24 protein-coding genes and 1 tRNA gene are annotated in these 24,228 nt (G+C 43.0%); 11 read left to right on the top strand and 14 right to left on the bottom strand.

Annotation, left to right across the window (positions count from 1 at the left end):
* Positions 1-35 precede the first annotated feature (35 nt).
* Together QZ019_RS01565 and QZ019_RS01560 are read left to right on the top strand one after the other, a co-directional pair.
* Positions 36-491: a tripartite tricarboxylate transporter TctB family protein gene (locus QZ019_RS01565; protein ID WP_294564491.1), complete on the top strand. Its 456-nt coding sequence runs from the start codon at positions 36-38 to the stop codon at positions 489-491.
* A gap of 10 nt (positions 492-501) precedes the next feature.
* Positions 502-2,007: a tripartite tricarboxylate transporter permease gene (locus tag QZ019_RS01560; protein WP_295481842.1), complete on the top strand. Its 1,506-nt coding sequence runs from the start codon at positions 502-504 to the stop codon at positions 2,005-2,007.
* A gap of 56 nt (positions 2,008-2,063) precedes the next feature.
* On the opposite strand, the gene QZ019_RS01555 is transcribed toward QZ019_RS01560, so the two are convergent.
* Both QZ019_RS01555 and QZ019_RS01550 read right to left on the bottom strand, forming a co-directional pair.
* Positions 2,064-3,281: an MFS transporter gene (locus QZ019_RS01555; RefSeq protein WP_295481841.1), complete on the bottom strand. Its 1,218-nt coding sequence runs from the start codon at positions 3,279-3,281 to the stop codon at positions 2,064-2,066.
* Between the two features lie 165 nt (positions 3,282-3,446).
* Positions 3,447-3,523: transfer RNA gene (locus QZ019_RS01550), tRNA-Val, on the bottom strand.
* A 294-nt stretch (positions 3,524-3,817) separates the two neighbouring features.
* On the opposite strand from QZ019_RS01550, the gene thrS reads away from it, so the two are divergent.
* The 4 genes from thrS to rplT all read left to right on the top strand — a co-directional run bounded on the left by thrS (position 3,818) and on the right by rplT (position 7,048).
* On the top strand, positions 3,818-5,752 hold the full coding sequence (gene thrS / locus QZ019_RS01545) for a threonine--tRNA ligase (protein WP_295481839.1): 1,935 nt from the start codon (positions 3,818-3,820) through the stop codon (positions 5,750-5,752).
* Between the two features lie 109 nt (positions 5,753-5,861).
* Positions 5,862-6,395, top strand: a complete 534-nt coding sequence (gene infC / locus QZ019_RS01540) for a translation initiation factor IF-3 (RefSeq protein WP_232196231.1) — start codon at positions 5,862-5,864, stop codon at positions 6,393-6,395.
* 67 nt (positions 6,396-6,462) lie between these two features.
* Complete coding sequence (gene rpmI / locus QZ019_RS01535; protein ID WP_009142872.1) at positions 6,463-6,675, top strand: 50S ribosomal protein L35; 213 nt, start codon at positions 6,463-6,465, stop codon at positions 6,673-6,675.
* 13 nt (positions 6,676-6,688) lie between these two features.
* On the top strand, positions 6,689-7,048 hold the full coding sequence (gene rplT, locus QZ019_RS01530; protein ID WP_009142873.1) for a 50S ribosomal protein L20: 360 nt from the start codon (positions 6,689-6,691) through the stop codon (positions 7,046-7,048).
* Between the two features lie 102 nt (positions 7,049-7,150).
* On the opposite strand, the gene glgA is transcribed toward rplT, so the two are convergent.
* The 3 genes from glgA to QZ019_RS01515 form a co-directional block, all read right to left on the bottom strand.
* Positions 7,151-8,605, bottom strand: a complete 1,455-nt coding sequence (gene glgA / locus QZ019_RS01525; RefSeq protein ID WP_295481838.1) for a glycogen synthase GlgA — start codon at positions 8,603-8,605, stop codon at positions 7,151-7,153.
* A 71-nt stretch (positions 8,606-8,676) separates the two neighbouring features.
* Positions 8,677-8,955: a hypothetical protein gene (locus QZ019_RS01520; protein WP_295481836.1), complete on the bottom strand. Its 279-nt coding sequence runs from the start codon at positions 8,953-8,955 to the stop codon at positions 8,677-8,679.
* A gap of 325 nt (positions 8,956-9,280) precedes the next feature.
* Positions 9,281-9,391, bottom strand: a complete 111-nt coding sequence (locus QZ019_RS01515; RefSeq protein ID WP_294564514.1) for a hypothetical protein — start codon at positions 9,389-9,391, stop codon at positions 9,281-9,283.
* 634 nt (positions 9,392-10,025) lie between these two features.
* On the opposite strand from QZ019_RS01515, the gene QZ019_RS01505 reads away from it, so the two are divergent.
* From QZ019_RS01505 to QZ019_RS01495, 3 genes are all read left to right on the top strand, one after another.
* Entirely contained in the window at positions 10,026-11,012 is a 987-nt protein-coding gene (locus QZ019_RS01505) for a TRAP transporter substrate-binding protein (protein WP_294564517.1), read from the top strand.
* A 73-nt stretch (positions 11,013-11,085) separates the two neighbouring features.
* Complete coding sequence (locus QZ019_RS01500) at positions 11,086-11,595, top strand: TRAP transporter small permease (protein WP_294564519.1); 510 nt, start codon at positions 11,086-11,088, stop codon at positions 11,593-11,595.
* A gap of 11 nt (positions 11,596-11,606) precedes the next feature.
* Positions 11,607-12,920 (top strand): TRAP transporter large permease, encoded by a 1,314-nt coding sequence (locus QZ019_RS01495; protein WP_295481833.1) that lies wholly within the window; start codon positions 11,607-11,609, stop codon positions 12,918-12,920.
* Positions 12,921-13,083: 163 nt separating this feature from the next.
* Here the strand turns inward: QZ019_RS01495 and QZ019_RS01490 are convergent, their stop codons facing one another.
* Genes QZ019_RS01490 through coaE form a run of 8 tightly spaced genes read right to left on the bottom strand, consistent with a single transcriptional unit; the run spans position 13,084 to position 21,625 of the window.
* Entirely contained in the window at positions 13,084-14,145 is a 1,062-nt protein-coding gene (locus QZ019_RS01490; protein ID WP_295481831.1) for a methyltransferase, read from the bottom strand.
* Positions 14,146-14,148: 3 nt separating this feature from the next.
* Positions 14,149-14,958 carry a 16S rRNA (adenine(1518)-N(6)/adenine(1519)-N(6))-dimethyltransferase RsmA gene (gene rsmA / locus QZ019_RS01485; protein ID WP_295481829.1) on the bottom strand — a complete coding sequence of 270 codons (810 nt, stop codon included), beginning with the start codon at positions 14,956-14,958 and terminating at the stop codon, positions 14,149-14,151.
* Entirely contained in the window at positions 14,958-15,947 is a 990-nt protein-coding gene (gene pdxA, locus QZ019_RS01480; protein WP_366936809.1) for a 4-hydroxythreonine-4-phosphate dehydrogenase PdxA, read from the bottom strand. Before pdxA ends, rsmA begins: the two co-directional genes overlap by 1 nt.
* The gene (locus tag QZ019_RS01475) at positions 15,937-17,274 is read right to left on the bottom strand and encodes a peptidylprolyl isomerase (RefSeq protein ID WP_295481825.1); all 1,338 of its coding nucleotides are present in this window, start codon (positions 17,272-17,274) and stop codon (positions 15,937-15,939) included. The genes pdxA and QZ019_RS01475 overlap by 11 nt, the downstream gene beginning before the upstream one ends.
* Positions 17,275-17,323: 49 nt before the next feature.
* On the bottom strand, positions 17,324-19,912 hold the full coding sequence (locus QZ019_RS01470; protein WP_295481823.1) for an LPS assembly protein LptD: 2,589 nt from the start codon (positions 19,910-19,912) through the stop codon (positions 17,324-17,326).
* Positions 19,913-19,933: 21 nt separating this feature from the next.
* Positions 19,934-20,200 (bottom strand): DNA gyrase inhibitor YacG, encoded by a 267-nt coding sequence (yacG, locus tag QZ019_RS01465; protein WP_294564985.1) that lies wholly within the window; start codon positions 20,198-20,200, stop codon positions 19,934-19,936.
* Between the two features lie 38 nt (positions 20,201-20,238).
* Positions 20,239-20,985 (bottom strand): cell division protein ZapD, encoded by a 747-nt coding sequence (gene zapD / locus QZ019_RS01460; RefSeq protein WP_294564539.1) that lies wholly within the window; start codon positions 20,983-20,985, stop codon positions 20,239-20,241.
* A 4-nt stretch (positions 20,986-20,989) separates the two neighbouring features.
* The gene (coaE, locus tag QZ019_RS01455) at positions 20,990-21,625 is read right to left on the bottom strand and encodes a dephospho-CoA kinase (protein ID WP_295481820.1); all 636 of its coding nucleotides are present in this window, start codon (positions 21,623-21,625) and stop codon (positions 20,990-20,992) included.
* Between the two features lie 214 nt (positions 21,626-21,839).
* On the opposite strand from coaE, the gene QZ019_RS01450 reads away from it, so the two are divergent.
* On the top strand, positions 21,840-22,337 hold the full coding sequence (locus QZ019_RS01450; protein ID WP_294564545.1) for a pullulanase: 498 nt from the start codon (positions 21,840-21,842) through the stop codon (positions 22,335-22,337).
* Complete coding sequence (locus tag QZ019_RS01445) at positions 22,337-23,233, top strand: site-specific tyrosine recombinase (protein ID WP_295481817.1); 897 nt, start codon at positions 22,337-22,339, stop codon at positions 23,231-23,233. The genes QZ019_RS01450 and QZ019_RS01445 overlap by 1 nt, the downstream gene beginning before the upstream one ends.
* A gap of 3 nt (positions 23,234-23,236) precedes the next feature.
* On the opposite strand, the gene QZ019_RS01440 is transcribed toward QZ019_RS01445, so the two are convergent.
* The gene (locus QZ019_RS01440) at positions 23,237-24,166 is read right to left on the bottom strand and encodes a hypothetical protein (protein ID WP_295481816.1); all 930 of its coding nucleotides are present in this window, start codon (positions 24,164-24,166) and stop codon (positions 23,237-23,239) included.
* Between the last annotated feature and the right edge of the window lie 62 nt (positions 24,167-24,228).

Genomic DNA, 24,228 nt, shown 5'->3' with positions numbered 1-24,228 from the left:
AAAAGGGCCCCGTAAGGGGCCTTAAGGATAATGCCATGCGAGTCCATGACAGCCTTATAGGACTTATTATTTTTATAGGCGGTATTTGCATCTGCATTACCGCTTCTTCGTTCCCTTCGCAAATGGACGGAAGTCCGGGACCTGCTTTGTTCCCGATGGTTTTGTCAGGTTTGTTTTCAATTTGCGGAGCTATTCTTTTTGTTAAAAATTTCAAGACGATAAGTGCCTCGAATTTATTTGTAAGGAATCTTTCTTTAGGCGGTTTGATTAATATCCTTATCGTTATCGCTTTAATTATTTTCTATGGCTTGGCCGTTGAAACTTTAGGATTTTTATTGTGCATGGAAGTTGTTTTATTGGCTTTAATGCTGATGCTTAAGACTACTTTTGTAAAAGCCCTAATCGTTTCAGTTTGTGCGACGATTGTAATTTATCTGATTTTCGCCAAGGGTCTGCTGGTTCCTTTACCGATAGGACTGTTTGCCTTCTAAGGAGATAAATATGTTTGATTCTTCCGTAGTATCGGCAGGTCTTGATCTACTGCTTGATTGGCAAGTTGTTATAGTTATGATTTGCTCAAGCTTATACGGTTTGTTTATCGGTGCCATGCCGGGACTTACCGCTACCATGGCAGTAGCTTTGCTGATCCCTATTACCTTCTATATGCCGCCAATCCCGGCAATTGCATCCATCATTACGATGTCGGCGATGGCAATTTTCGCAGGAGATATCCCCGGTACTTTAGTGCATATTCCGGGAACTCCGTCATCGGCTGCTTATTGTGATGATTCATATTCTTTAGCCAAAAAGGGTAAAGCAGCTGTCGTTTTAGGTACTAACGTTACTTTATCAGTATTAGGCGGCTTGTGCGGATCTTTAATTCTTACATCCATGGCACCGATCCTTGCCGAAGTCGCGATGCAGTTCTCATCATTTGAGTTCTTCTGGCTTGTGTGCATCGGTTTGTCGTGTGCGGTATTGATTTCGGCAGCATCACCGCTTAAAGGATTTATTTCGTTGCTTGTAGGTTTGCTTATTACCTGCATCGGTCTTGATATTACTTTAGGCTTCCCGCGTTTTACTTTTGATCGTCCTGAGCTTTTTGAAGGATTTTCGTTTATTCCTGCCATGATCGGTATGTTCGGTATGGCCGAGATTTTCAAAAATGTTTCAGAAAAGCAATCAGTGCTTGAAAAAGTAACGATTCAGAGCATGAACATTTTCTCAGGTATGCTCGGCAGAATCCGTGGCTGGTGGAAGCAGATTGTTCGTTCAGGTATCGTCGGTACTTTGGTCGGTGTTTTGCCTGGCGCCGGTGCCGATATTGCCGCCTGGATCTGTTACGGTATTGCCAAAAAGTTCTCTAAGCATCCTGAGGAATATGGTAAAGGCTCTCTTGAGGGTATTGCCAACTCTGCCGCGGCAAATAACGCAGCATTAAGCGGTGCGTTCATTCCTGCCTTGGTATTCGGTATTCCTGGTGACTCAATTACCGCTATCGTAATCGGTGTGCTCTTTATGAAGGGCTTAGAGCCCGGACCTAATTTGTTCCAGAACTCTCCTGAGTTTCTCTTCGCCATTTATATGGTATTTATTATCGCCAATCTGTTGATGCTGCCTTTAGGCTATCTTGCAATTCGTCTTGCAACTAAAGTCATGTATGTCCCGACCAATTTGCTGCATCCTATTATCGTCGGTTTCTGTGTTGTCGGCGCTTTTGCTATCAACAACACCAACTTTGACGTTATGGCAATGTTAGGCTTTGGCGTTTTAGCATACTTTATGATTGCAAACGGCTTCCCGGTGGCGCCTGCGATATTGGGACTGGTGCTTGGAAAGATGCTTGAAAATACCTTCATGCAGTCTATGCTTAAATCCGAATGGGATTTAACCGCGTTCTTCGACCGCCCGATTTCCGCAACCTTAGGTATTATTACCTTTGCTTTGTGGTTGTCTCCGCTCTTTATGAAGGTGATTAAGAAAGCAATTGCTAAAAGAATTGCTTAATTAAGGCTTATCAATAGTCGAATTTTAGCCTCAAGGAAAATTCCTTGGGGCTTTTTCTATCTTGAGATACTGCGTCTTAAAAGCGGACGCTTTAGCGGATGATTTTTGCCGTGAAGCAGGTAGTATAAGAATGCGGTTATAAAGGTTACCGCGCTTAAGGCGAGGAACATTCCGGTAAAGCCGTAGCTTACGGCAATGAATCCGAAAAGATAAGGTCCGACGCCGATACCGAAGTCAAACGCGATAAAGAAAGTGGATGTAGCTTGAGGAAAGCGGTATTTTTTAACTAAACGTAAAGCTATAGCCTGACCTGCAGATTGGAAGTTTCCAAATCCGATACCGTTAATGACGCCTGCAAGCAGCAAAATAACGGAAGAGTGGGTATAGGCGATAAGCAGCATGGCGATGGCAGATAAAATGATGCACGGATAAATAATGAGGTTTTCTCCGTATTTATCAAATAATCTTCCGGATATCGGCCTGGTTGCGATAGTCGTGCCGGCAGCAAACAGGAAGAACAGGCTCGCAGCTCCCTCTATTCCGCGATCTGCGGCAAGATTTGAGATGTATGCACTGATGCAGCCGTAGCTTAACGGCATCAGGAATACGACAACGGCAAATTTAAGGACACGGACGTCTATGAAGTTAGATAGTTTTAAAAATGATTTGCTCGCTGTTTTTATTTCTGGCGGATTTTTAAGTAAAAATGCGCATATTAAGGCTAGGGAGCTTGCTGCAATAATATCCATTTTAAGGATATCGTAACCGAGAAAGTGCGTAATGCTTATACCTAAAAAAGGACCTAAGGCAAGGGCAAGAGCCGTACTTAAAGAGAAAATACTGACTCCAAGACCTTGCACTGCGTAAGGAACGCAATAAGCCATAATAGTTCCTGTTGCAGTGCCGATAACTCCGACACCGAAGCCTGTGAAAAAGCGCTGAATGAATAAAAGTAATAAAGATCCGGTAATTAATGAGCTTAAGGCAACGGCTAGATAAAGAAGAGTTCCGACAATCAGGACGCTTTTGCATCCGAAGCGGGATAAAAGATTTCCGGTAAAAAAGCGTCCGATTAAACAGCCTATGACCATGATACCGGCGGTAGATCCTGCGGTACTTAAAGATACGTCAAAATGTTCTTGCGCATAAAAAGCAGAGGTTACGAAAATTTGGTAGTACGCAATCATCACGATAAAGTTAACGAGCGTTACTACATTGAAATTACGATTAAAAATACTTTTTGTCGAATATTGTGCGGTACTTTCTTTATCCATGGAAATACGCCTTAAGGGATATTTTTGAGACTGCATTATAGATCTTTAAGGCGTTTTATGATTAAGCTGCAAATTTTGAGGAGGAGTTATTTTCTAAATCAAAGAAAAAGTTAGCTGTGACTAACTAGATACTGATTAAAAAAGGCCTTTACGGCCCAAACTGAATGGTGCGCCCTAGTGGACTCGAACCACCGACCCCCACCATGTCAAGGTGATGCTCTAACCAACTGAGCTAAGGGCGCGTCAAGAAAGTGATGAGCATTATAGCAACAAAAATATTTAAAGCAAGAAATTTTTAAATTTTTTTAATTTTTTTTTCGTGGAAACCAAACTCAAAAAAAAGAAAGCAAAGAAAAAGAAATGCACTATTTTGTGTCCATCAACGTAAGTAAGAGTATACTATCTGCGTTCTTAAATTGCAGAATAAGGTACAAAAGACCCAACGGGTTAGTTGGCATTCTGTTGCTTAAATTCTGCACGATTGTTACTTTTATGGAGACCTTAAGGTGTGTCGTAAGCACCGTTGGTTTTAAATTATGATTAAGATTACCCTTCCTGATGGCGCGATCAAAGAATTCGATCACGCAGTTTCCGTTGCAGATGTTGCTTCAAGTATCGGTCCCGGTTTAGCACGTAATTGTGTAGCAGGCCGTATTGACGGAGTTTTGCACGATGCTTGTGATTTAATTGATCATGATGCAAAAGTTGAGATTGTTACTCCGAAAGATAAAGACGGCATTGAGATTATCCGTCACTCTTGTGCTCATTTGCTCGGTCACGCTATTAAGGAATTGTGGCCTGATACCAAGATGGCTATCGGTCCTGTCATTGATAACGGTTTTTACTATGACGTCGATTTAGAGCACAAGCTTACGGCAGAGGATTTGGAAACTCTTGATGCCAAGATGCATGAGCTTGCCAAGACCGATTATAAAGTAGTTAAAGAAGTTGTTGATTGGGATACAGCTTATAAGGTATTTGATGAGCGTAATGAGCCTTATAAGAAATTAATTCTGGAAGAAAATATCGATAAGGCGGATCATCCTGCTTTATATCATCACCTTGAATATACCGATATGTGCCGCGGACCTCATGTTCCGCGCATGGGCTTTTGCCAGAATTTCAAATTGACCCACTTTGCAGGTGCTTATTGGCGCGGTAACTCAAAGAACAAGATGCTGCAGCGTATTTACGGTACCGCATGGGCTACTAAAGATGAGCTTAAGGCGTATCTTAAAAAGCGTGAAGAAGCCGCAAAGCGTGATCATCGTGTTTTAGGAAAGAAACTTGATCTATTCCACTTCCAGCAGGAAGCTCCGGGCATGGTGTTCTGGCATAACGACGGCTGGACCATTTATCGTGTTATTGAAAACTTTATGCGCGAAATGCTGCATAAGTATCATTACATTGAAGTTAAGACCCCGCAGATCATGGACAGAGTCTTATGGGAGAGATCCGGCCATTGGGATAAGTACGCTGAAAATATGTTCACGACTTCATCTGAAAACCGTGATTACGCGATTAAGCCGATGAACTGCCCGGGTGCCATTCAGATCTTCAATTCACGTACCCGTTCTTATCGCGATTTGCCTATTCGCATGGCTGAGTTCGGTAACTGCCACCGTAATGAGCCGTCAGGTTCTTTGCACGGTTTATTGCGTGTCCGCGCCTTTGAGCAGGATGATGCGCATATTTTCTGTACCGAAGACCAGATCATGACCGAAGTAAGCGACTGCATTCGCATGGTTTACGATACTTACAGCAATTTCGGGTTTACTAAGGTTGACGTTAAGTTATCAACACGTCCTGAAAAGCGCATCGGTTCTGACGAAATTTGGGATAAAGCAGAAGCTGATTTGGTTGAGGCCTTAAAGCTCAACAATCTTGAGTATGAGCTGCAGCCGGGCGAAGGCGCATTCTACGGACCTAAGATTGAGTTTACTCTCCATGATTCATTAGACAGAGCATGGCAGTGCGGAACCGTTCAGCTTGATTTCTCTTTGCCTGCACGTTTGGACGCTCACTATATCGGTGAAGACAATCAGGAGCACACTCCGGTTATGATTCACCGCGCCATGCTCGGTTCCATCGAACGTTTCTTGGGTGTTTTAACTGAAGAATTTGCCGGCAGCTTCCCGACTTGGCTTGCTCCGATTCAGGCTGTGGTAATGAATATTACCGACGGTCAGGTCGATTACGTCAAGCAGGTAGCTCAAAAGCTTGATGAAGCAGGTATTCGCGTTAAATCGGATTTGCGCAACGACAAGGTCGGCTTTAAGATCCGCGAGCATACTTTAATGCATGTTCCTTACATGCTGGTTTGCGGTGATCGTGAGGCTGAGTCCGGTATGGTTGCCGTCCGCACAAGAAAGGGACAAGATTTAGGTGCGATGAAGCTTGATGACTTGATAAAAATGATTAAATCAGATATCATATCGCGCAATCTTATGCCCTCTGAGGGTAAAGAATAGGTAAGAATCACTTAATCTATTTGGTTTTTTAGTAAAGTCCGGTTTTATTCGGACTTTATTGTGGTTCTTTTTTTGATTTCTTTAGTAAGAGGATAATGCTATAAACAACATCAAGAAGACCGGTAAGCCTCAGCTTAAGAACCGGGTTAACGGTGACATCAGATGCCGTGAAGTGCGTCTCTTGAACCAGGAGAATGAAGTGATCGGGGTTATGCCCACGGTTGAAGCTCTGCGTATGGCCGAAGATGCCGGCGTAGATCTGGTTGAAATCAGCCCAAATGCAGATCCTCCTGTATGCCGCTTGATCGAGTACGGTAAGTACCTCTACGAAAAGAGCAAAGATCAGAAAAAGAAGAAGCAAAAGGTTGTCCAGGTTAAGGAAATTAAATTCCGTCCGGGCACCGATGAAGGCGATTATCAGGTTAAACTACGCAACCTGATTCGCTTCCTTGAGGACGGCAACAAGGCTAAAGTAACATTGCGTTTTCGCGGACGTGAATTGGCGCATCAGCATTTAGGTCTTGATGTTCTCAAGCGTGTGGAGAATGATCTCTGCACTGAACGCGGTCTGGCTACCGTAGAGTCGGCTTCTCGAGTAGAAGGCCGTCAGGCTACGATGGTTCTGGCCCCTAAAAAGAAATAGTTGCAGGGTATAAAATCTCGAAAGAGTTCCTGCCGCTTCATTTAACTCAATAATGCGGAGTATTTAAATGGCTGGTAAAGTCAAGGTCAAAATGAAGACCGATAGAGGCGTTGCAAAGCGCTTCAAGAAAACCGGTAGCGGACACTTTAAGTGCCGTCACCAGAACTTGCGTCACATCCTCACCAAGAAGACCCGTAAGCGCAAGCGTGCATTACGCAAGATGACTTATGTTCATTCTTCAAACATTCGCGCAATCGTGCGCCAGTTACCTTACGCTTAGGAGGATTTGACAAATGGCTAGAGTTAAGCGCGGTGTAACCGCACGTGCCCGTCATAAGAAGGTTCTGAAGGCCGCTAAAGGCTATTACGGTGCTCGTTCACGTACTTATCGTGTTGCTGTCCAGGCTGTTACTAAGGCCGGTCAGTATGCATATCGTGACCGTCGTCAGAAGAAGCGTCAGTTCCGTGAGTTATGGATTGTCCGTATCAACGCTGCTGCCCGTCAGCACGATTTGAGCTACAGCCAGTTCATGAACGGTTTGAAGAAAGCCAATATCGAAATTGACCGTAAGGTTCTTTCCGAGCTTGCAATCAATGATAAGGCAGCATTCAAGGCAATCGCTGATCAGGCTCGTGCAGCTTTAAATGCTTAATAGATAAAGCTTAAAGTTTGCAATAAAAAAGCGCGGATCTTAAAAAATTCGCGCTTTCTTTTTACCTAAAATATGCCGCATAAAGCGGCATGATCCATTAAATTACCACCATTTGGGCTTTTGTGCCGCATCGGCATAGAGAGCTTCGTATTTCTTGCATGAATCAGCCCAGCTGAAACGAACATTCATGGCGTTACGCTTAATACGCTGCATTTCGTTTTGATCCTCATAATAGAAAATCAAAGTACGTCTTAAGCATGACAGAAGTTCTTCAGGGGTAGGATCTACAAAGATAAATCCGGTTCCGTTCTGATTGTCTGAATCATAATCGACAACCGTATCTTTAAGACCGCCGACACCGCGTACGATAGGCAGAGTGCCGTAAGCTAAAGAGTAGATCTGATTTAAGCCGCAGGGCTCGAAAATTGACGGCATCAAGAAGAAGTCGGCACCTGCCTCGATTTGATGGGCAAGCTCGTTGTCATAGACTCCTTTAAATACCATTTTGTTAGGATGTCTTGCGGCAATTTCATTCATCTGGCGTTCAAAGTTAGGATCACCGGTTCCTTCGATGATGACTTGAACGTTGTGGCATAAGAATTTATCTAAAATCGGAATTAAGATGCCGACGCCTTTTTGATCGGTAAGACGTGCAACCATGCCGTACAAAGGAATGTCTCCCATCTGCAGTCCGACTTTGCGCTGCAGCAAATATTTACCGAGAATTTTTTCTTCCATGGTATTAACGTCATAGCGTACGGTAATGTGGGGATCAACTTTAGGATCCCAATCTCCGTAATCGCAGCCGTTAACGATACCGCACAGATCGGCAGCTCTTGCCTGGTAGTTTTGGGCCATACCGTGACCGCCTAAGTAAGTGGTCAGTTCTGAAGCATATCCCGGACTTACGGTATTGATTTTATCTGCGTAGAAAACGCCGCATTTTAAGAAGTTTATATAAGATCCGTTGACAATCATGTCGTTGTAGACATGGAAAATTTCAGGGATGTATCTTATCTGGTTGCGATCAAATGCGCCTTGGAATGCACCGTTGTGAATAGTGATAACGGAACGGGTTTTGTCAAAGAATTTGTCTGCACCGTATTTTATTCTCAAGATCATCGGAGCAAGAGCTGTGTGCCAGTCATTGCAGTGAACGATGTCAGGAGAGAAGTTTAAGACCTTAGCTGCATCTAAGGCGGCTGAAGCTAAGAAAGCAAAGCGTTCACCGTTATCCCAGTACGCCTGATTATTGTCTCCGTAGATGCTGGTACGCTCGTAATAGCGGCGGTAATCAAGCATCCAAACTTCGACTCCGTCAGAGGTAAAGGTCTGGCGGATAGCGTAATCCATCTGTAAAGATGAGCCGGGATTTAACGTACCGGTACCGATGATTTTTTTATCAAAGGCACCTTTGACGACGCTGTAGCACGGCATAACGATACGGACATCGTGTCCATTGGCCTTAAGTTGCGCCGGAAGTGATTTTGCCACATCGGCAAGACCTCCGGTTTTAATTAAACCGGCAACTTCGGAAGCTAAGAATAGTACTTTCAAAATATTTCCTCTTAAATCCAATGGCGCTAACTGCGCATATGTCAAATTGTAACAAAATCTATATCAATAAATTAAAACACCAGTCTCATTCCTTTAGGAATCACGATTATTCCTTCGGGAAAAAGAGTAGATCCTCTATTATCTTTAGGATTTATAAGCTTTTTATATTCTTCTTTTTTATTTTCTAAAGTAAATCCGTCAGCTATTTCAACGTCACAATCGATTATGGCACGATTAATTTTGCAGTTTTTCCCGATAGAGACATCATTGATTAAGACGCTTTGGTTTATTTTGCTACGGTCGTCTGCAAAGCATCTAATTAAGGTTGAGTTGGGAAAATTCAGGATCATCGTCAAGTAAATCCATATGCGCATTCCAATATGTATCGATATTCCCACAGCATACCGGCATGCACCGTGCTCTTCATCGCTTATCTTATTGTCTGAAGGAAAGTAGACAAAAATTTTTCCTTAAGAAGTCATTCGGGAAAAGATGTCTTTTTAAAGTCATGTGATGACTTTTCGTTTTTGACGTCTTTTTTTAGCTCATCACTTAGCACTTTACTCTAAAAACATAGTTTCCCATCTATATAAGACTAAATCTCGATATCCCGGAATTTCTTTAGGGTGCAAGGGCTTTTCCTCAAAGCCAATCTATTTTTCCTTATTTATCGATTTAAATGACGCCAAAGCCCACTGCAGCATCTTGTGTCGGCATACGGATAATGGCAACCGTAAGATCCGATTGTTTGTCCGCCTGAAAACGCAGCATCTGTCTTATATCCATTTTATAGATATGATCAGAATCGAATACGCAGACATCATCGGGAATTGCTTTTTCTATTAAGGTTAGATTCTGCTAAACAGCGTCAGTTGTTCCTTTAGCCCAGATTTTACGGTACGCATGTGCGCGGGGATCGGTTCGATAAAACAGTTGGGGATGCCTGATACCGCATAACTGTTTTTAAGGTGTAGATGTAACGATTGAGATTTATATCGAGTAATGAGGTAAATACGAATGATACCGGAGTTGACGAAATTATTTAAAACAAAATCAATAAGGGGAAGCGAGGGGTTGCTGCGTGATTTGGTTAAGGATATAAGGCGACTGCCTTTAAGCTGTCCGGGAGCATAGCTAAAACACCGGATATGATTTCACCTCGTTAATAAATTCACTTAATATTTAAGTGAAATTACTTAACGAAAATTATCCTTGGTTTTGTTTCTGTTTTTTGAAAATAAAAGGGCAAAAACGTTCTATTATACAGAACCTTTTTGCTCATAAATTTGATCTGCGTAAACGTTTACGGAAGTTTTTCTTTAAAACTGTGAAATGTTCGAAATATTGATGAGAAATAGCTTGAGACAACAGATCTGATCACCCATAATTTTTCCATCCTAAATTTTGGAGGCTATTATTTATGAAAAAATTTGGTGTTTTAGCAGCAACTGCCGTTGCAACCGCTGCATTATTTGCAACCGCTCCTGCATCAGCTGATGTTATGAATCTTGCTTTCAATCAGCCTGAAGATCACCCTGAATACCGTTCCATCGCCCAATTCTCCGATAAGCTCAAAGAAGCAACCGGCGGCGAATGGTCAATTGAGATTTTCCCTAATGAGTTATTAGGCTCCCAGAAAGAAACCATTGAAATGGTTCAGAACGGCGCTCTTCCTTTCTCTCTTGTCGCAGGTTCTTTGCTTGAGAACTGGAACCCTGATTTTGCCGTATTCAATCTCCCGTACGTATTCAAAGACTACAAGCATTTACAGCGCGTAGTTAAGGATAAGGCCGTTGTCGGTGACCTCTTTAAGTCTCTTGAGAATCAGGGCATTACCGTTTTGTGCGCCATGTACTCAGGAACCCGTAACGTTTATACCAAGAACAAGGAAGTAAGAACTCCTGAAGATCTTAAAGGCCTTAAGATCCGCGTAATGCAGTCCGATACCATGGTTAAGATGTTGAACTACATGGGCGGTACCGGTACTCCTATGGGTCAGGGTGAAGTTTATACCGCTATTCAGACCGGTGTTTTGGACGGCGCTGAAAATAACGAAGTTACCTACTATGCATTAAAACAGCACGAAGTAGGCCCTATTTACAACCTTACCGGTCACTTGATGATGCCTGACTACATTGTTACCAATACCGCTTTCTTCAACGGTTTGCCTGACAATGTCAAGCAGTTCTTTGCCGACAACATCGATGCTTTGGTAGATACCGAGTTTGATATGTTCCAGGCTGAAGTATCTAAGTCCTTAGAGAAGGCAAAGAAAGAAGGCACCAAGGTTATCGAAGCTGATAAAGACGCATTCAAGAAAGCCGTACAGCCTCTTATCGATGAGAAGGTATCAACCGATTCCGCTAAGAAACTCTATGAGGCAGTTCAGAAGTCTCGCGACCTTTAATTTTGAACTGTGAATGACTTAAAAAGGGGTCGAAAGCCCCTTTTTTGTTGTGAATTCATCAAGGATAAAAATTATGGAATTTTTAACCAAGATAAAAGGTATTTTTGACAATATCTTAAAGGTCCTGTGCATTTTTTTATGCGGTGCGATGGTTGTTTTGGTTTCCTGGCAGGTTATTTCTCGCTTTGTTTTGCAGGATCCAAGTGCAATTTCCGAAGAGCTTGCAAATATTTGCTTCGTCTGGACCGCAATGCTCGGCTCAGCCTTGCTTTATGGCGAAAAGGGCCACATGAATATTAATTTCATTCCTGAGAAATTAGGTCCTTACTGGTCAAATATTCTTACTATCGTAAGTGAACTGTTTACTTTAGGCATGGCTTTGCTGGTTTTGACTTACGGCGGCTATCATATCGCTCAGAACGCTATGTCCCAGACCAATGCCGCCATGCTGTGGCTTAAGATAGGTCAGATTTATTCAGTTGTTCCTATTGCAGGTGCTTTCATTGTTTTCTATGCAATTTACAACATCCTGACTTCAATTAAAGTATTGCTTGCCGGAAAAGATGCCGTGAAAGCTCAGTAAGGAGTAAGAATATGTTCGCAACAGCAGATATTTTTATTTATCTTTTGGTACTTACTCCGATTTTATTAATCATCGGATGTCCAATCGGTACCAGTATTTGTGTGGGTTCTGTATTGTCGATGGGTGCCATTTTAGGCATGAACGCGACATTGGTTTCTGCAACCCGTATTTATTCCGGTATGAACAGCTTTGCTCTTATCGCTATTCCGTTCTTCGTTTTAGCCGGCGTGATCATGAATACCGGCGGTATAGCGCAAAAGCTGATTAATCTTGCTAAAGTTTTCATCGGCTTTATTCCGGGAGCTTTAGCCCATACCAACACCGTAGCAAATATGATGTTCGGCGCCATTTCAGGTTCAGGCGTAGCAGCAGCTGCAGCTATCGGATCCGTAATGCTTCCTATTGAAAAGAAGGAAGGCTACGAGCCGCGTTTGTCTGCCGCAGTTAATATTGCATCTGCTCCGTCAGGCATGATTATTCCGCCGTCAAACATCTTCATTATTTATTCATTGGCCTCCGGCGGTGTTTCAGTTGCCGCATTGTTCGTTGCAGGTTACCTGCCCGGTATCTTGTGGGGACTTGCCGTTATTATCGTAACTGCTTACTATGCCTGGAAATTAAAGTATAAGGCACAGCCGATTAGCGGTTGGGGAACTCGTCTGCAGATATTGATTGAAGCTATTCCTGCAATATTGCTTATTATCATCATTATCGGCGGTATTATTTCAGGTTGGTTTACCCCGACGGAAGCATCCTGCGTCGCTGTAGTGTACTCGGCTATTTTGTCAGGTTTCTATCGTTCTTTCCATTGGAAGGACGTTCCTGCAATGCTGCTTAACACCGCAAAGACCACTGCTTTAATCGTGTTCCTTATCGGTGTTTCCGCAATTTTAGGCTGGGTTTTGGCTTACGCTAAGATCCCGAACATGATTGCAACCGCCCTTATTAATTTTGCCGATACCCCGTCAGTAATTCTGCTTGGTATGATGGTTATTATGCTGCTTGTCGGCTGCGTCATGGATCCTGCCCCTGCAGTGCTCATCTTTACTCCGATCTTCCTGCCTGTTGCCATGCAGCTTGGCGTACATCCGGTTCATTTCGGTGTAATGATGGTATTTAACCTCTCATTAGGTGCCATCACTCCGCCTGTAGGACCGATTTTGTTTACAGGATGTCGTGTGGCGGGTGAAACCATCGAATCAGTATTCACCAGATTACTGCCGTTCTTCTTTGCTCTTATCGTAGCATTGGTAATAGTTACTCTGGTACCGTGGTTCTCCCTCTATCTGCCTGAGTCGGCAGGACTTATAAGTCCGGTAGAGTAATATTTACTTTGAGTGTAGGTAAATAATAAAAAACCTCGTATTGAACTGTACCCCGTTTGGTAAACACTACTGGCGGGGTTTTTCATACGAGGTTTTTTAGCTTTACAGATTTGAAGGAAAGCTAAAACGCCGTTTCGGCAATTCAAGTTTTCTAGGATCTTATTTAATTTTCGGCTTTAAATACCGTAAAGCGTTTATTGCTTTCAAGTACGGTAACTTTTTTAAACGCTTCTTCAAGCGTCGGTCCGTAATTTAAAAAGCTGTTGCCGACTAAATATAAAGCACCGCCCGCGTTAAGATGATTCGGGGCTTCTTTTATCATTTCTATAGTGATTTTTTCAGCTTTTTTGATGCCTTCATGAAATGGCGGATTGGTGGCGATTATGTCAAATTTTTCAGCGTCATTAAGCATAAAAGCAGCTTTAAACTCACAATTTTCAGAAAGCTGATTAATGTCGGCATTGTTTTTTGCCAAATATAAGGCTTCGGCGCTTATATCATTTAAAGTGACGAAAGCTGCTTTTTTAGCAAGGAAAAGACCGATAATGCCGCAGCCGCAGCCTAAATCAAGAGCTTTTTGACCGGTTAAATCTTGAGGCAGATTTTTAAGTAAAAGAGCAGTCCCTTGGTCAACTCTGCCTTGCGAGAATACTCCGAACTTTTGTTTTAACTGTAAATTTTCATAGGCAATATCAGAGCAGTTTTTTATGGAAGAGAAAGCTTTTTCAGGTTTTACTGCAAAGAGCGTGCATTTGCGGGCGGTATCAACCTTATAGGGATTGCCGCATTCTTTTAAGAGTCCGTCAGCGCTTTTACCGCCGCCGTCGTTGCTTCCTGCTATGAGAATGAGGGCGTCTTGTTCAAGTTTAGGCGCCAGCGTTCTTAAAATTTCAGCGCTTTTTTGCTTGGCTTTACTTAAAAACAGCGTAAGACAGGAAAATTTTGTAATTTTTTCTACAGCCAAGGCAAGGGGCGCAAAAATTACGGTAATAAAACCTACGGTTACGCTTTGATTTATTTCATGGCTGAGTTTTTTGCCTAAAGCTGCCGCACATTGACAGGCAACGGCGTAATTATCGATGATGAATATTGCGCTTTTACAGCCTTTAGCAAGATGCAGAACCTGCATTGAGTCAATGTCTCCTGCAAAAACAACGTCTTTGCCCTGCAGAAGATCGTGATTTCTTAAATAAAGCTCGGTAAGCGGATGATTAATATTTGCCATTAATTATATCGTTGCCTCATTTTGCTTTTTATCACGCAAAGCCGTTGCTAAAACGATGAAAGACTCAAGATTTAAATCTTCTGCACGTAAAGTGATGTCAATGCCGAGATTTTGCATTTCCTCTGCGCTGAATAATGTCGATAAAGAATTACGCAGAGTCTTTCTACGCGTATTAAATGCATTTAATGCTACGGTATTAAGAAAAGGAGCTAATGCGCGTTCATCATCGGTTAATGCTTTGGGTTTGAGTCTTACTACGGCGGAATTTACTTTAGGGCGCGGACGAAATGCTTCGGGCGGGACGTCCAATACCGGAATAACCTGAGCATGATATTGAACCATAACCGTAAGACGTCCGTAGTCACGGCAATGAGGGCCTGCGCATAATCTGTCCACTACTTCTTTTTGCAGCATGAAGTGCATGTCTTTTATTCCGCGCTGTGACAGCAGGTGGAAAATTATAGGGGAAGTAATGTTATAGGGCAGGTTACCGAAAACCCGCAGATTGCCGGCACCGGGCAATGCTTCGAAATTTACTTTTAAAGCGTCGGCTTCAATTAACGTAAGACCTTTTAAAAAAGGGTCGGAGCGTAAAATTGCGGCTAAATCCCTGTCAAGCTCAATGGCGGTAAGCGCTTTGGCTCGTTCCAGCACCGGACGGGTCAATGCGGCATGACCTGGTCCAATTTCAACAAGATAGTCGCCTTCTTTAGGGTTGATGGCGTCGACGATAGCTCCTATTATGAAATCGTCGACAAGAAAATTTTGCCCGAAGCGTTTGCGGGCCTTAAGATGGGGCGGTGGTAAAGCCATTATTTTCTCCGAGCTTTTGCCATGAAAGAAGCAAGATCCACTGCAGCATAAAGCGAGCCGGGATCTGCCTTGCCGGAACCGGCTAAATCTAAAGCGGTTCCATGATCGACAGAAGTTCTTATGTAGGGTAAGCCTAAAGTGGTGTTATAGCCATGATCGAATGCCGCGTATTTTAAAACCGGCAATCCCTGATCGTGGTACATGGTTAAAAACGCAGCGGCATTATTTAAATATTTAGGCTGGAAAATAGTATCGGCAGGATAAGGACCTTCAAGTTTCATTCCAAGCTTGCGCAATTTATTTAAAACAGGAATGATGGTGGTGATTTCTTCACTTCCAAGATGTCCGTTTTCTCCGGCGTGCGGATTTAGTCCTGCAACATAAATTGTAGGATCGGCAAAGCCGAATTTTTCTTTAAGGTCGTGATGCAAAATAGAAATAACATCGGTAAGCGACTCTTTGGTGATGGCTTTGCTGACTTCGTTTAAAGGTAAATGAGTGGTAGCCAAAGCAACGCGCAGTTCACGGCTGCCAAGGAGCATAACGACTTTTTTTACCCCTGATTTTTGCTGCAGATATTCAGTATGTCCGGTAAAGTGCAAAGAGCCTGAATCCAAAACGGCTTTGGAAACGGGGCCTGTTACAAGGGCCTGCGCATTATCGGATATGCAGAGCTCGTGCGCGATATCAAGGCACTTTAAAACATAAGGTCCGTTTTTAGGATCAAGTTTTCCCGGAGCCGAAGAAACTGCCAGATCCACGTTTAAGACGGTAAGTTCGCCTTTTTTAGAGGGGACGGGGTTTGCGTATTTATCAAAGTCTTTAAAAGTGACGTTAAGGTTAAGTGCATCAAAGCGTTCTTTTAGCAAAGACTTTGAGCCGATAATGACAAGCTCATCATCAAAGTCTTTTTTTGCAAGATGATACATAAGCTCCGGACCTACGCCTGCAGGCTCGCCCGGAGTAACAACAATACGATTAACCATTATTTGAAGGATTGTTCTGTTCCTGATCGATATTGATGCCGGCGTTTAACAGTGCCGGATCGGAGACATGAATATAGGCGGTATCGCGCAGTTCTCTTTCCCAAGCTACTGATTCTTCTCTGAACAGGCGTTCGAAAATGAGATTGCGTGCCTGATCTTCATAAGAAGCGTCAGAATCAAGATCGGTTTTGATATCGTTTAACTTGATTAAGTGATAGCCAAATGATGAACGGATAGGTTCACTGATTTCACCCGGTTTTAGGCGCACCATGGCGGCGGCAAATGCCGGATCGTATCTGTCCGGTGTGGCATAGCCTAAATCTCCGCCGTTAATTGCCGAACCCGGATCTTCAGAGAAGTTTTTGGCGGCATCGGCAAAACTTATTGAACCTTTTAAAATTTCATCGCGTAAAAGATTAAGTTCTTTAACGGCCGTCGCATCAGGATAGACGATAGACGTGGTAAGCAGAATATGGCTTGCGTCGTACATCGTGATTGTTTTAACGGCTCCGTCGGTTACTCCGACATATTTAATAAGATGCAATCCGTATGGAGAGCGAATCGGTCCGATGATTGCGCCGGGCTTTGATTTTAAAAGAGACGGTAAAAAAGGAACCGGCACGCGGCTTTCGGGAATAAATCCGAGATCTCCTCCTTGGGCGGCAAGCGAGCCTTGGGTATAGCGTGCGGCCAAATCGTTAAAATCAGCTCCTTTTCTTAAATCCGCTTTAATTTTATCGACGGTATTTACCGCTCTTTGGATTTGGGCGGGAGTCGCTTTGGCAGAAAGAGGGACAATAAGCTGCGACAGATGATAGCTTGGTTCTACCGAGCCCAATTCTTTAAGGTTTTTGGCAAGAAGCTTTACTTCACTGTCTGAGATTTTTATGCGGTTTCTTACCTGATTGCGGCGGACTTCACCGATAATCAAATCTTCGCGGAATCTTTCACGTTGGGCAGCTTCGTTAAGACCCGGGCCCATCTGATTTAAGAGAGTTTTGACGCTGACTCCGTTACGGGCGGCAAACTGTGCAAGAGCTTGATCAAGCTGCATGTCGTTAAGATTCAAGCCGTGAGATTTTGCCTGCTGCAGAATAAGACTTTTGGTGATAAGTTGCTCAAGAGCTGCTTTTCTTGCGGTGACAGGGCTGACTTTTTGGCCGCGGGAAGCGAAATTTCTCGCCATTTCTTTTTGCATGGCATCAAGTTCGCTTGTCAGAATAATATCGTTATTGACGACAGCGGCGGTCGTGTCTAAGGTTTGAGCATTAGCGTTAAAGACAATTCCTAAAGCGGCGGTTAACGCAAGAGCTATTCTTTTGCCGAACATGTTGAATCCTTTTTTGCTTTTTTCTAAATATACCATCAAAATCCTAAGTTTAACGATTAAGGTTAGTCGGATTAAACGGATCGATTAAGTACGTGTCGGTACTTGCAGGATTATCATCTCCGCTTACGTTGATGGTCGCTAACCCTTTTAATTCAATTTGGATGCCGAAGCGCTTTTCATGTTCGCGCGTCAAATCGCTCCAGTCAGGAGTGTTGTAATCTTCGTACATGAAAGTAAGTGCATAACAGCAGTCCTCGTAGCGCAGGGCGATTTTACGATCGATATTTTCTTCCTGCTCAAGGTCCCGGTACATGGCTCCGATAATCTTAAAGTCAGGAGTTATCGGATAAACAAGCTGCAGCCCGATTTGCTTTAAATCGACATAACGACTGTCAAGAGTGCGGTTGCCGTCTTTGGCAAAGCGATAGCTTATCTGGGCTTTAAATCCGTCACGGGTAGCATATTCGCTCATTGCGTTCCAAGCGGTAACCTCGTTAGTTTCATTATCGTAAGAAGCCATGGCGTGCATGGTTAAAGGTTCGATTGGACTTGCATCAAAGCTTGCGGACAATGGTGAGCTCGGATAACGGTTTATCGGATCGCTCGGATTTAAAGTGACTCTTGTCGGCACGAAGCTGTAGGTTTGGCTTAAAGCTACGCGATACATTTCACGATCGTGCGGATCAAGAATACGGCTGGTTACGCCGACGGTGACGGCATTGGTATCAGCAATACGGTCGATACCTGCAAAGTGACGGAAAGAGAAGTTTGAGTAATAGTCTTCAAGACGGTCGGTAGTATCGTAAAGACCGATGTGATCTTGATTTTTATAAGGAATATAACGATATTGGATTTCCGGCTCAAAAGTCTGGGTATGCCTTAAATCAAATACCTTGCGCTCAAAAGTGGTTTTTCCGCGCATTTCAATGAGGTATAAGGCACGATTGACCGAGTCATCAAAAGATGTAAAGCCTAATTGATTGCGGTAGCGGCTTGGCAAATCATTAAGATCTCCTTGCTCATAATGAGTAAGGAACAAACGTCCGCCTGCGGACAATTCGGTACCGCGGTTATTGTAAATAAGATATTTTGCCGACGGCTCTAAATGAAAGCGGGACGAACTGAAATTGTGGTATTGGTTTTCATTTGGCGCATTAAAGTAGGTAAATTCTCCGTCGGTCCTAAAAAACAAATTACCGTAGGTATCGTAATAAGACGCTTTAAGCTGCGGCAGCATGGAAAAAGGTTTGATTACGGAAGCGTAATCGGGCAAGAGGCTTTGATATTTGCGCAGTTCCAGCGAGACATCGTATTTTTCTTTATTGTAGGCACTGCGGAATGTCTGCACTAAATGATTATCGGTGACATGGGCATTATCGGAGCCGATATCGGAAAGATAATCATAGTCATGAGGCTTAACGCGCTTAAAGTCGATATTAAAAGTTAAATCGTTATTTAAAAAACCGGAAAAATGCTTAATACCGAACATCCAGCGCTGATGATTGTCTCCTGCTAAATCCCAGCGCCTGTCGTTTGGCAGGAAATCAAAAGTTATTGCACCGCGGGTTCCGGCAAACGGCATGTAGCGGAACTCATTTTGCAGCATGGCGCCGCGAAATCCCATGACTCGAGGAGTGAAAGTGTAGTCATAGTTAGGCGCAATATTAAAGTAAATAGGCTGAGCGTAATCAAATCCCTTTGAAGAGGAATAAGACATACTCGGGTACAAAAGACCGGTTTTACGCTTATTTGAAATCGGGAAGTTAATATAAGGAGTCCAGAAAACGGGAACTCCTTTGACTCTTAATGTCGCATCATGCGCTTCACCGAAGGCTTCGCCTTGAATGAGTTCGACATCTCCTGCCGTAATTTCCCACACTTTATCGTCAGGAGGGCAGCCGGTAAAAGTAAATCCGTCAATATTTGCCGTTTTGTTGGCATCGTCTATTTTCAAATGTTCGGCTGTGCCGCTGCCGACCGAACCGTTGAGAATGTACGCGGCATTTTGTACCGTGGTGATATTGGATGACAGGTTTGACTCCACCTGTTCTTTCGTTGAAAGAGTGTAAGTAGGGGCCTTATATAGAACGTTGCCTTTAGACGTTAAGGTCGTGTTGCTTTGGTCATACTCGGTAGAGTCTGCGTTTAAAGTTACATCCGCCTGAGTGATTACGACGTTGCCTTTATAAAGAAGATTTTGATCGATAGTTCCCTGCAGGGTATCGGCAGTGACGTTGATCGGTGTGGTGTTGACGTCATAATCCTGTGGAACTCTATATGGAGGAACACCGTAAAAGCAGCCTAAATCCCGTTCTAAAATCGGCATGAAAGGAGCCGGATGCCAAGGATTTTTTTCAAGTTTTGCAAATAAGCGCAGCGGGAAAGTGGCGCTGTCGCCAAAATGGGGATTTTGCAGGTATTTTTGAGAGCTGTCTTCCTGCATAACTATTACGGTATCGGTAGCAAGACTGCTTGTAAGACGCAGATGTCTTTGTGCCGTAGTTTCTTTAACTTCGGTTTTTACGTTAAAACTTTCGGTATCGTCGTTTGCAAAAGAGTGGCACGGCGCATATAGCGCAAGAGCTACCGCTAATGCGACAGCACTTAAAACGACTGATTTCTTTTCGATGCGTGCCAAGGTTAATCCTTAAAAGAGTTTCTAGTCTTCTTTATCAAAACGTTTAGGCAAATTAGGATCGTTTAGCAGATCGGCATCTTCGTCTTCGTTAACCGCGCGTCCTGCTACGGTACGCTCTTCATTTGCCCAAGCTCCTAAATCAATTAGTTTACACCGTTCGGAACAAAAAGGACGGAACGGATTATCTTTTGAATAGATAATTTCTTTCCCGCAGATTGGGCATTTTACTTTTAAAGTATTGCCGTCAAAACGGGCTGTTTCTTTATGGTGCTTGACCTCGGATTCTATTTCATCAAAGGTGCCCGGCGGCAGTAAATCTTTTAAGCTCACAAAAGTGCTCCTTTAATGAAAGTAAGTTCAAATTCGATATCGCCGCAGCGCTGTCCTTTATCGTAAGGAATAAAGCGGACATTAATACTTGATTGGAAACCGCTTACCACGGGATAGGCGCGTACGGTTTTAGGATATTTTATTTCAATGAATTCGCAGTTATCCCCTGATTCCTGCATAAACCCGTTTTTGGCGATGCGTTTTTGCGGCTCGGAGCAAAGACGCCACATTTTTAAAATAGTACTTATAGGCGTACGCAGAATATCAAGTTCATGAAGCCATTTGCTGATGGTTTCAAGTTTTTCGGTTTTAGGAAGATTTTGCCAAAACAGAAAAAGCGGAGTATCGAAATTATTAACTCCGCACGGAGTCAAAAAGCGCGGCTTGATACTTTCTAAGATAAGATCGTCTTTAAGGACGGTACGCTGACGGGTAAATTGGTCAATAGTACTGCGCGCAGCGGCAAGCTGTTTGCGCAGATCTTTAATTAAAGCGGTATTTACCTCAGGATCCTGTTCCCACTGCTTGAATTTGCCGTCCATTCTGTCGATATCTTTTAGAATTTCGATTTTAATGGTGCCGGATCCGTCAAGCATATCCATAAAATCAATAACGCCGCGGGTAATGCAGAAAAGCTCAGCTTCAGAATCAAGATTCTTACAGTTTTCAATACGCTTAAACAACGTTTCGAATTTTAAATAAATACGTGATTTTGAGCTTAGGGGAAAATCATAAGTCAACATAAAATCAGTTTCTCTTCGCGGCTAATTGTAAGTATTTTTTATGTAAGTTTAACACGAGCTCTTTTAATTCACTAAGTAAAAGTCCGTCCGTTTCGATAAGATCGTCAGCAAGCTCACGTCTTTTTTCGCGACTTATTTGATTTTTAAGAATTTCTTTGGCAATTTCTCGTGATGAACCGTCGCGTTCCATAACCCGTTTGATTTGGGTTTCCTCTTTAACGTCAAGCACTAAAATCCTGTCGACGAAACTTTCAAGATGATGTTCAAAAAGCAAAGGAATAACTAAAACCGTATAAGCGGAAGTTGCGAGATTTGCCTGCCGTTCAAGCTCCGCATGAATCGCGGGATGGATCATGGCATTTAGGGCAGCAAGCGCTTTTTTATCTGAAAAAACTATTTCACGAAGGTGTTTGCGGTTTAAAGATCCGTCTTTATTTAAAATCTCACTTCCGAAAACTTCGACGAGTTTAGGTAAAAGCTTAGATCCCGGTTCAACGACTTGGCGCGCGATGATATCGGCATCAATAACGGTGATGCCAAGAGATCTGAATACGTTTGATGCTGCGGTTTTGCCGCAGGCTATCCCTCCGGTGACTCCGATACGCAGCGGTATATGATTTTGTACGGTGTTTGAAGACATTTTCTGTTAAGCGCCAATTATCGTTAGTAGTTTTCTAAATTAATGCCGATATTATCAAAAAAGATCAGCGGCTAAAACCCCGTCTTTATCGCTTATACGGGAAAGCTAAAGTACGATGATCTTTGGTTTTGCCTAAGATTAAACTTTAAGTTGTTAAGCTCTATTGTCCACATTGACTTACTTTTGCCCTATAATTGAGACAAAGGAGAAAAATGTGAAAACTACTGTTCTAGCTTCGCTTTTTGCCGCGGCTGCCGTAGCTTTGTCTGCCTGCAGTTCGGTACCGGATTTAATTTCCGTCAATGCCATGAAGATTGACGGAAAAGATATTTATCTGCGCGGTGAAATGAATGATTATGCCGCGATTTCGTCAAATCGTCTTATTAAGCGCGATGAAGGAATGTACTGTACTCTTGCTGCGTTAAGATCGGATTGGACGCCTTATCGCTTTAAATTTGCCGATGACAACTGGTCGCAGGGCAGTAATTTTGGCTATGCATACCCTCCCGGGGTAATGCGTGCCGGATCTGCGCCCATGAAGTTAAATCCTAATTCTCAGTTTGAAGAGCTGCGTTATTTCCCTAAAGAAGATGCCGTTTATCAATTCTGCATAGTTCAAAACGGCAATGAGTATTTTGCCACTGTGGAAAAAGCCTCAGATAAAGAAGTAGGTTTCTTCAATGACTTTTTCAGACGTCTTGAGGAGCGTTAATGTCTGAAGATGAAAGGCTGCGCCGGGATTTTAACGATTATCTTTTGTTAGAGCGCGGTCTTTTACCTAAATCAATTGATGCTTATTTAAGGGATTTGCATCAGTTCTTGTGTTATTTAGATTCCGTGGGCGTAAAAAATCCTGCTTACTTTTCAAGTAATGACATCGAAGGTTTTTTAGCTTCAGCAAAAGAAAGGTTGTCACCGCGTTCAACCGCACGCTTTTTATGTTCCATGCGTGCGTTTTCAGCCTTTTTAAAGCTTGAAAATTATCGGGATGATGATCCTTTGGCGCTTATAGATAATCCCAAGCTTCCTCAAAGTCTGCCTAAGATAATGAGTGAAAAAACGGTTGATGCTTTTATAAATGCCATAGATACGGATACCGATGTCGGTCTTAGAGACCGGGCTATGTTTGAAACCGTCTATTCTTGCGGATTGCGGGTAAGCGAACTTGTAAATCTTACTTTTGGGTCTTTAAATCTCGTTGACGGTTATCTCATTATTTGCGGAAAAGGGGATAAGGAACGCCTGGTGCCGCTTGGTGATAATGCGGTATGGTGGATAAACCGTTATTTGACGGAAGGCAGGGAAAGAAAAGATCCGAAAAAACAGTGTCCTTATGTTTTTTTGTCTGGAAAGGGAATAGGCCCGCTGACCCGTGAGGGCTTTTGGTATCGGGTTAAATATTATGCGCTTAAAATCGGTATGGCAAAGGCTCCTTCTCCCCATACTTTCCGTCACGCTTTTGCAACTCATCTTTTAAATCATGACGCTGATTTGCGTTCGGTACAGCTTTTGCTGGGCCATAGCTCACTTACCACGACACAGATCTACACTCACGTGGCTACAGCGCGCATGCACGAGATTTACAAGAAGGCGCATCGGCGTGCTTAAAGCTTAAAGATAAAAAGACGCAACCGAAAGAGTCATTAAAATTGAGATTGCAACTTTAAGCTGCCATCTTGCTCCGTGATCCATTATTTCATTGCGAAAGAAGATAAGGGCAATGATAATGCCGAAGGCTCCGCGCAGCGACTGAATGATTGTACCTGACACTAAACCGCTTAAATTAAAGCCTATCACAATGAGGGTTACGGCAATGATCCAAGATAACGCTACATATTTACAGTTGTAGATGTCTTTAGCCGTTACTTTTTTCATAAAAGCGCAGGGAAGGAAGAAAATGGCACCTGCTATATAGTTAAAACTGTTGGCTATCATTACCTGCTCAATAGGGTGAGCTGCAAATTTTTTAGCGTAACCGGTAATGGCGATATCCGAAAGTACGTAGCAGAAGCTTGCAAGGAAAACAAACATCAGGGCTTTTAATTTTATCTGTCCTGATAAAGATGAAAAATACCAGGATAAAAGCAGAATAGCAGCAATGGCAAGATATTGGTGAACAGCATAACTGTCTTTAAATAAAACGATGGAAATTGCGGCAAGTACCGGTATTTTGAGAACCAAAAGAGGCGAGACGATTGAAGCGTCACTGACTCTTATGGACTGCATCATACAATATTGGGCAAACAAAAAAGGCAGGTTGATTTTAAATAAATCGATTAAATGTTCCCACTCAAAGTAGGTGTAATAAGAGCAGAATAAAAATGGCCACAGCATGATAAAGCCCATGCCGATATGTGCTCCTATCAGCATCCTGAAACCGTAGATACGGTGCTTTTCCTGACAGTCTTTAGTTAGAGCGTAATTTAGTGCCTGTCCTATTGCCGCAAAAATACTGGCAATGATGCCGATTAAAACCATAAAAAGCCGAAGATGTTTTAAGTTGGTGAATTTCAGGCGTATTGTAAGAGAATTTTGAAACACAAAGCAAGAGGGTGACTAAAAAGTCACCTTCTTTTTTACCTGAAAAAAGCTCTTAATTTTTA

Source organism: uncultured Succinatimonas sp. (genome assembly GCF_905203285.1).
Taxonomy (GTDB): Bacteria; Pseudomonadota; Gammaproteobacteria; order Enterobacterales; family Succinivibrionaceae; genus Succinatimonas.
This window is presented reverse-complemented; position numbering and strand designations above follow the sequence as displayed.

Bases quoted from the DNA above. Each gene is read 5' to 3' on its own strand.
- QZ019_RS01565 (WP_294564491.1), top strand. From the start codon at position 36: ATGCGAGTCCATGACAGCCTTATAGGACTTATTATTTTTATAGGCGGT.
- QZ019_RS01560 (WP_295481842.1), top strand. From the start codon at position 502: ATGTTTGATTCTTCCGTAGTATCGGCAGGTCTTGATCTACTGCTTGAT.
- QZ019_RS01555 (WP_295481841.1), bottom strand. From the start codon at position 3,281: ATGGATAAAGAAAGTACCGCACAATATTCGACAAAAAGTATTTTTAAT.
- thrS (WP_295481839.1), top strand. From the start codon at position 3,818: ATGATTAAGATTACCCTTCCTGATGGCGCGATCAAAGAATTCGATCAC.
- rpmI (WP_009142872.1), top strand. From the start codon at position 6,463: ATGGCTGGTAAAGTCAAGGTCAAAATGAAGACCGATAGAGGCGTTGCA.
- rplT (WP_009142873.1), top strand. From the start codon at position 6,689: ATGGCTAGAGTTAAGCGCGGTGTAACCGCACGTGCCCGTCATAAGAAG.
- QZ019_RS01520 (WP_295481836.1), bottom strand. From the start codon at position 8,955: ATGATCCTGAATTTTCCCAACTCAACCTTAATTAGATGCTTTGCAGAC.
- QZ019_RS01515 (WP_294564514.1), bottom strand. From the start codon at position 9,391: ATGGATATAAGACAGATGCTGCGTTTTCAGGCGGACAAACAATCGGAT.
- QZ019_RS01505 (WP_294564517.1), top strand. From the start codon at position 10,026: ATGAAAAAATTTGGTGTTTTAGCAGCAACTGCCGTTGCAACCGCTGCA.
- QZ019_RS01500 (WP_294564519.1), top strand. From the start codon at position 11,086: ATGGAATTTTTAACCAAGATAAAAGGTATTTTTGACAATATCTTAAAG.
- QZ019_RS01495 (WP_295481833.1), top strand. From the start codon at position 11,607: ATGTTCGCAACAGCAGATATTTTTATTTATCTTTTGGTACTTACTCCG.
- QZ019_RS01490 (WP_295481831.1), bottom strand. From the start codon at position 14,145: ATGGCAAATATTAATCATCCGCTTACCGAGCTTTATTTAAGAAATCAC.
- rsmA (WP_295481829.1), bottom strand. From the start codon at position 14,958: ATGGCTTTACCACCGCCCCATCTTAAGGCCCGCAAACGCTTCGGGCAA.
- QZ019_RS01475 (WP_295481825.1), bottom strand. From the start codon at position 17,274: ATGTTCGGCAAAAGAATAGCTCTTGCGTTAACCGCCGCTTTAGGAATT.
- zapD (WP_294564539.1), bottom strand. From the start codon at position 20,985: ATGTTGACTTATGATTTTCCCCTAAGCTCAAAATCACGTATTTATTTA.
- coaE (WP_295481820.1), bottom strand. From the start codon at position 21,625: ATGTCTTCAAACACCGTACAAAATCATATACCGCTGCGTATCGGAGTC.
- QZ019_RS01445 (WP_295481817.1), top strand. From the start codon at position 22,337: ATGTCTGAAGATGAAAGGCTGCGCCGGGATTTTAACGATTATCTTTTG.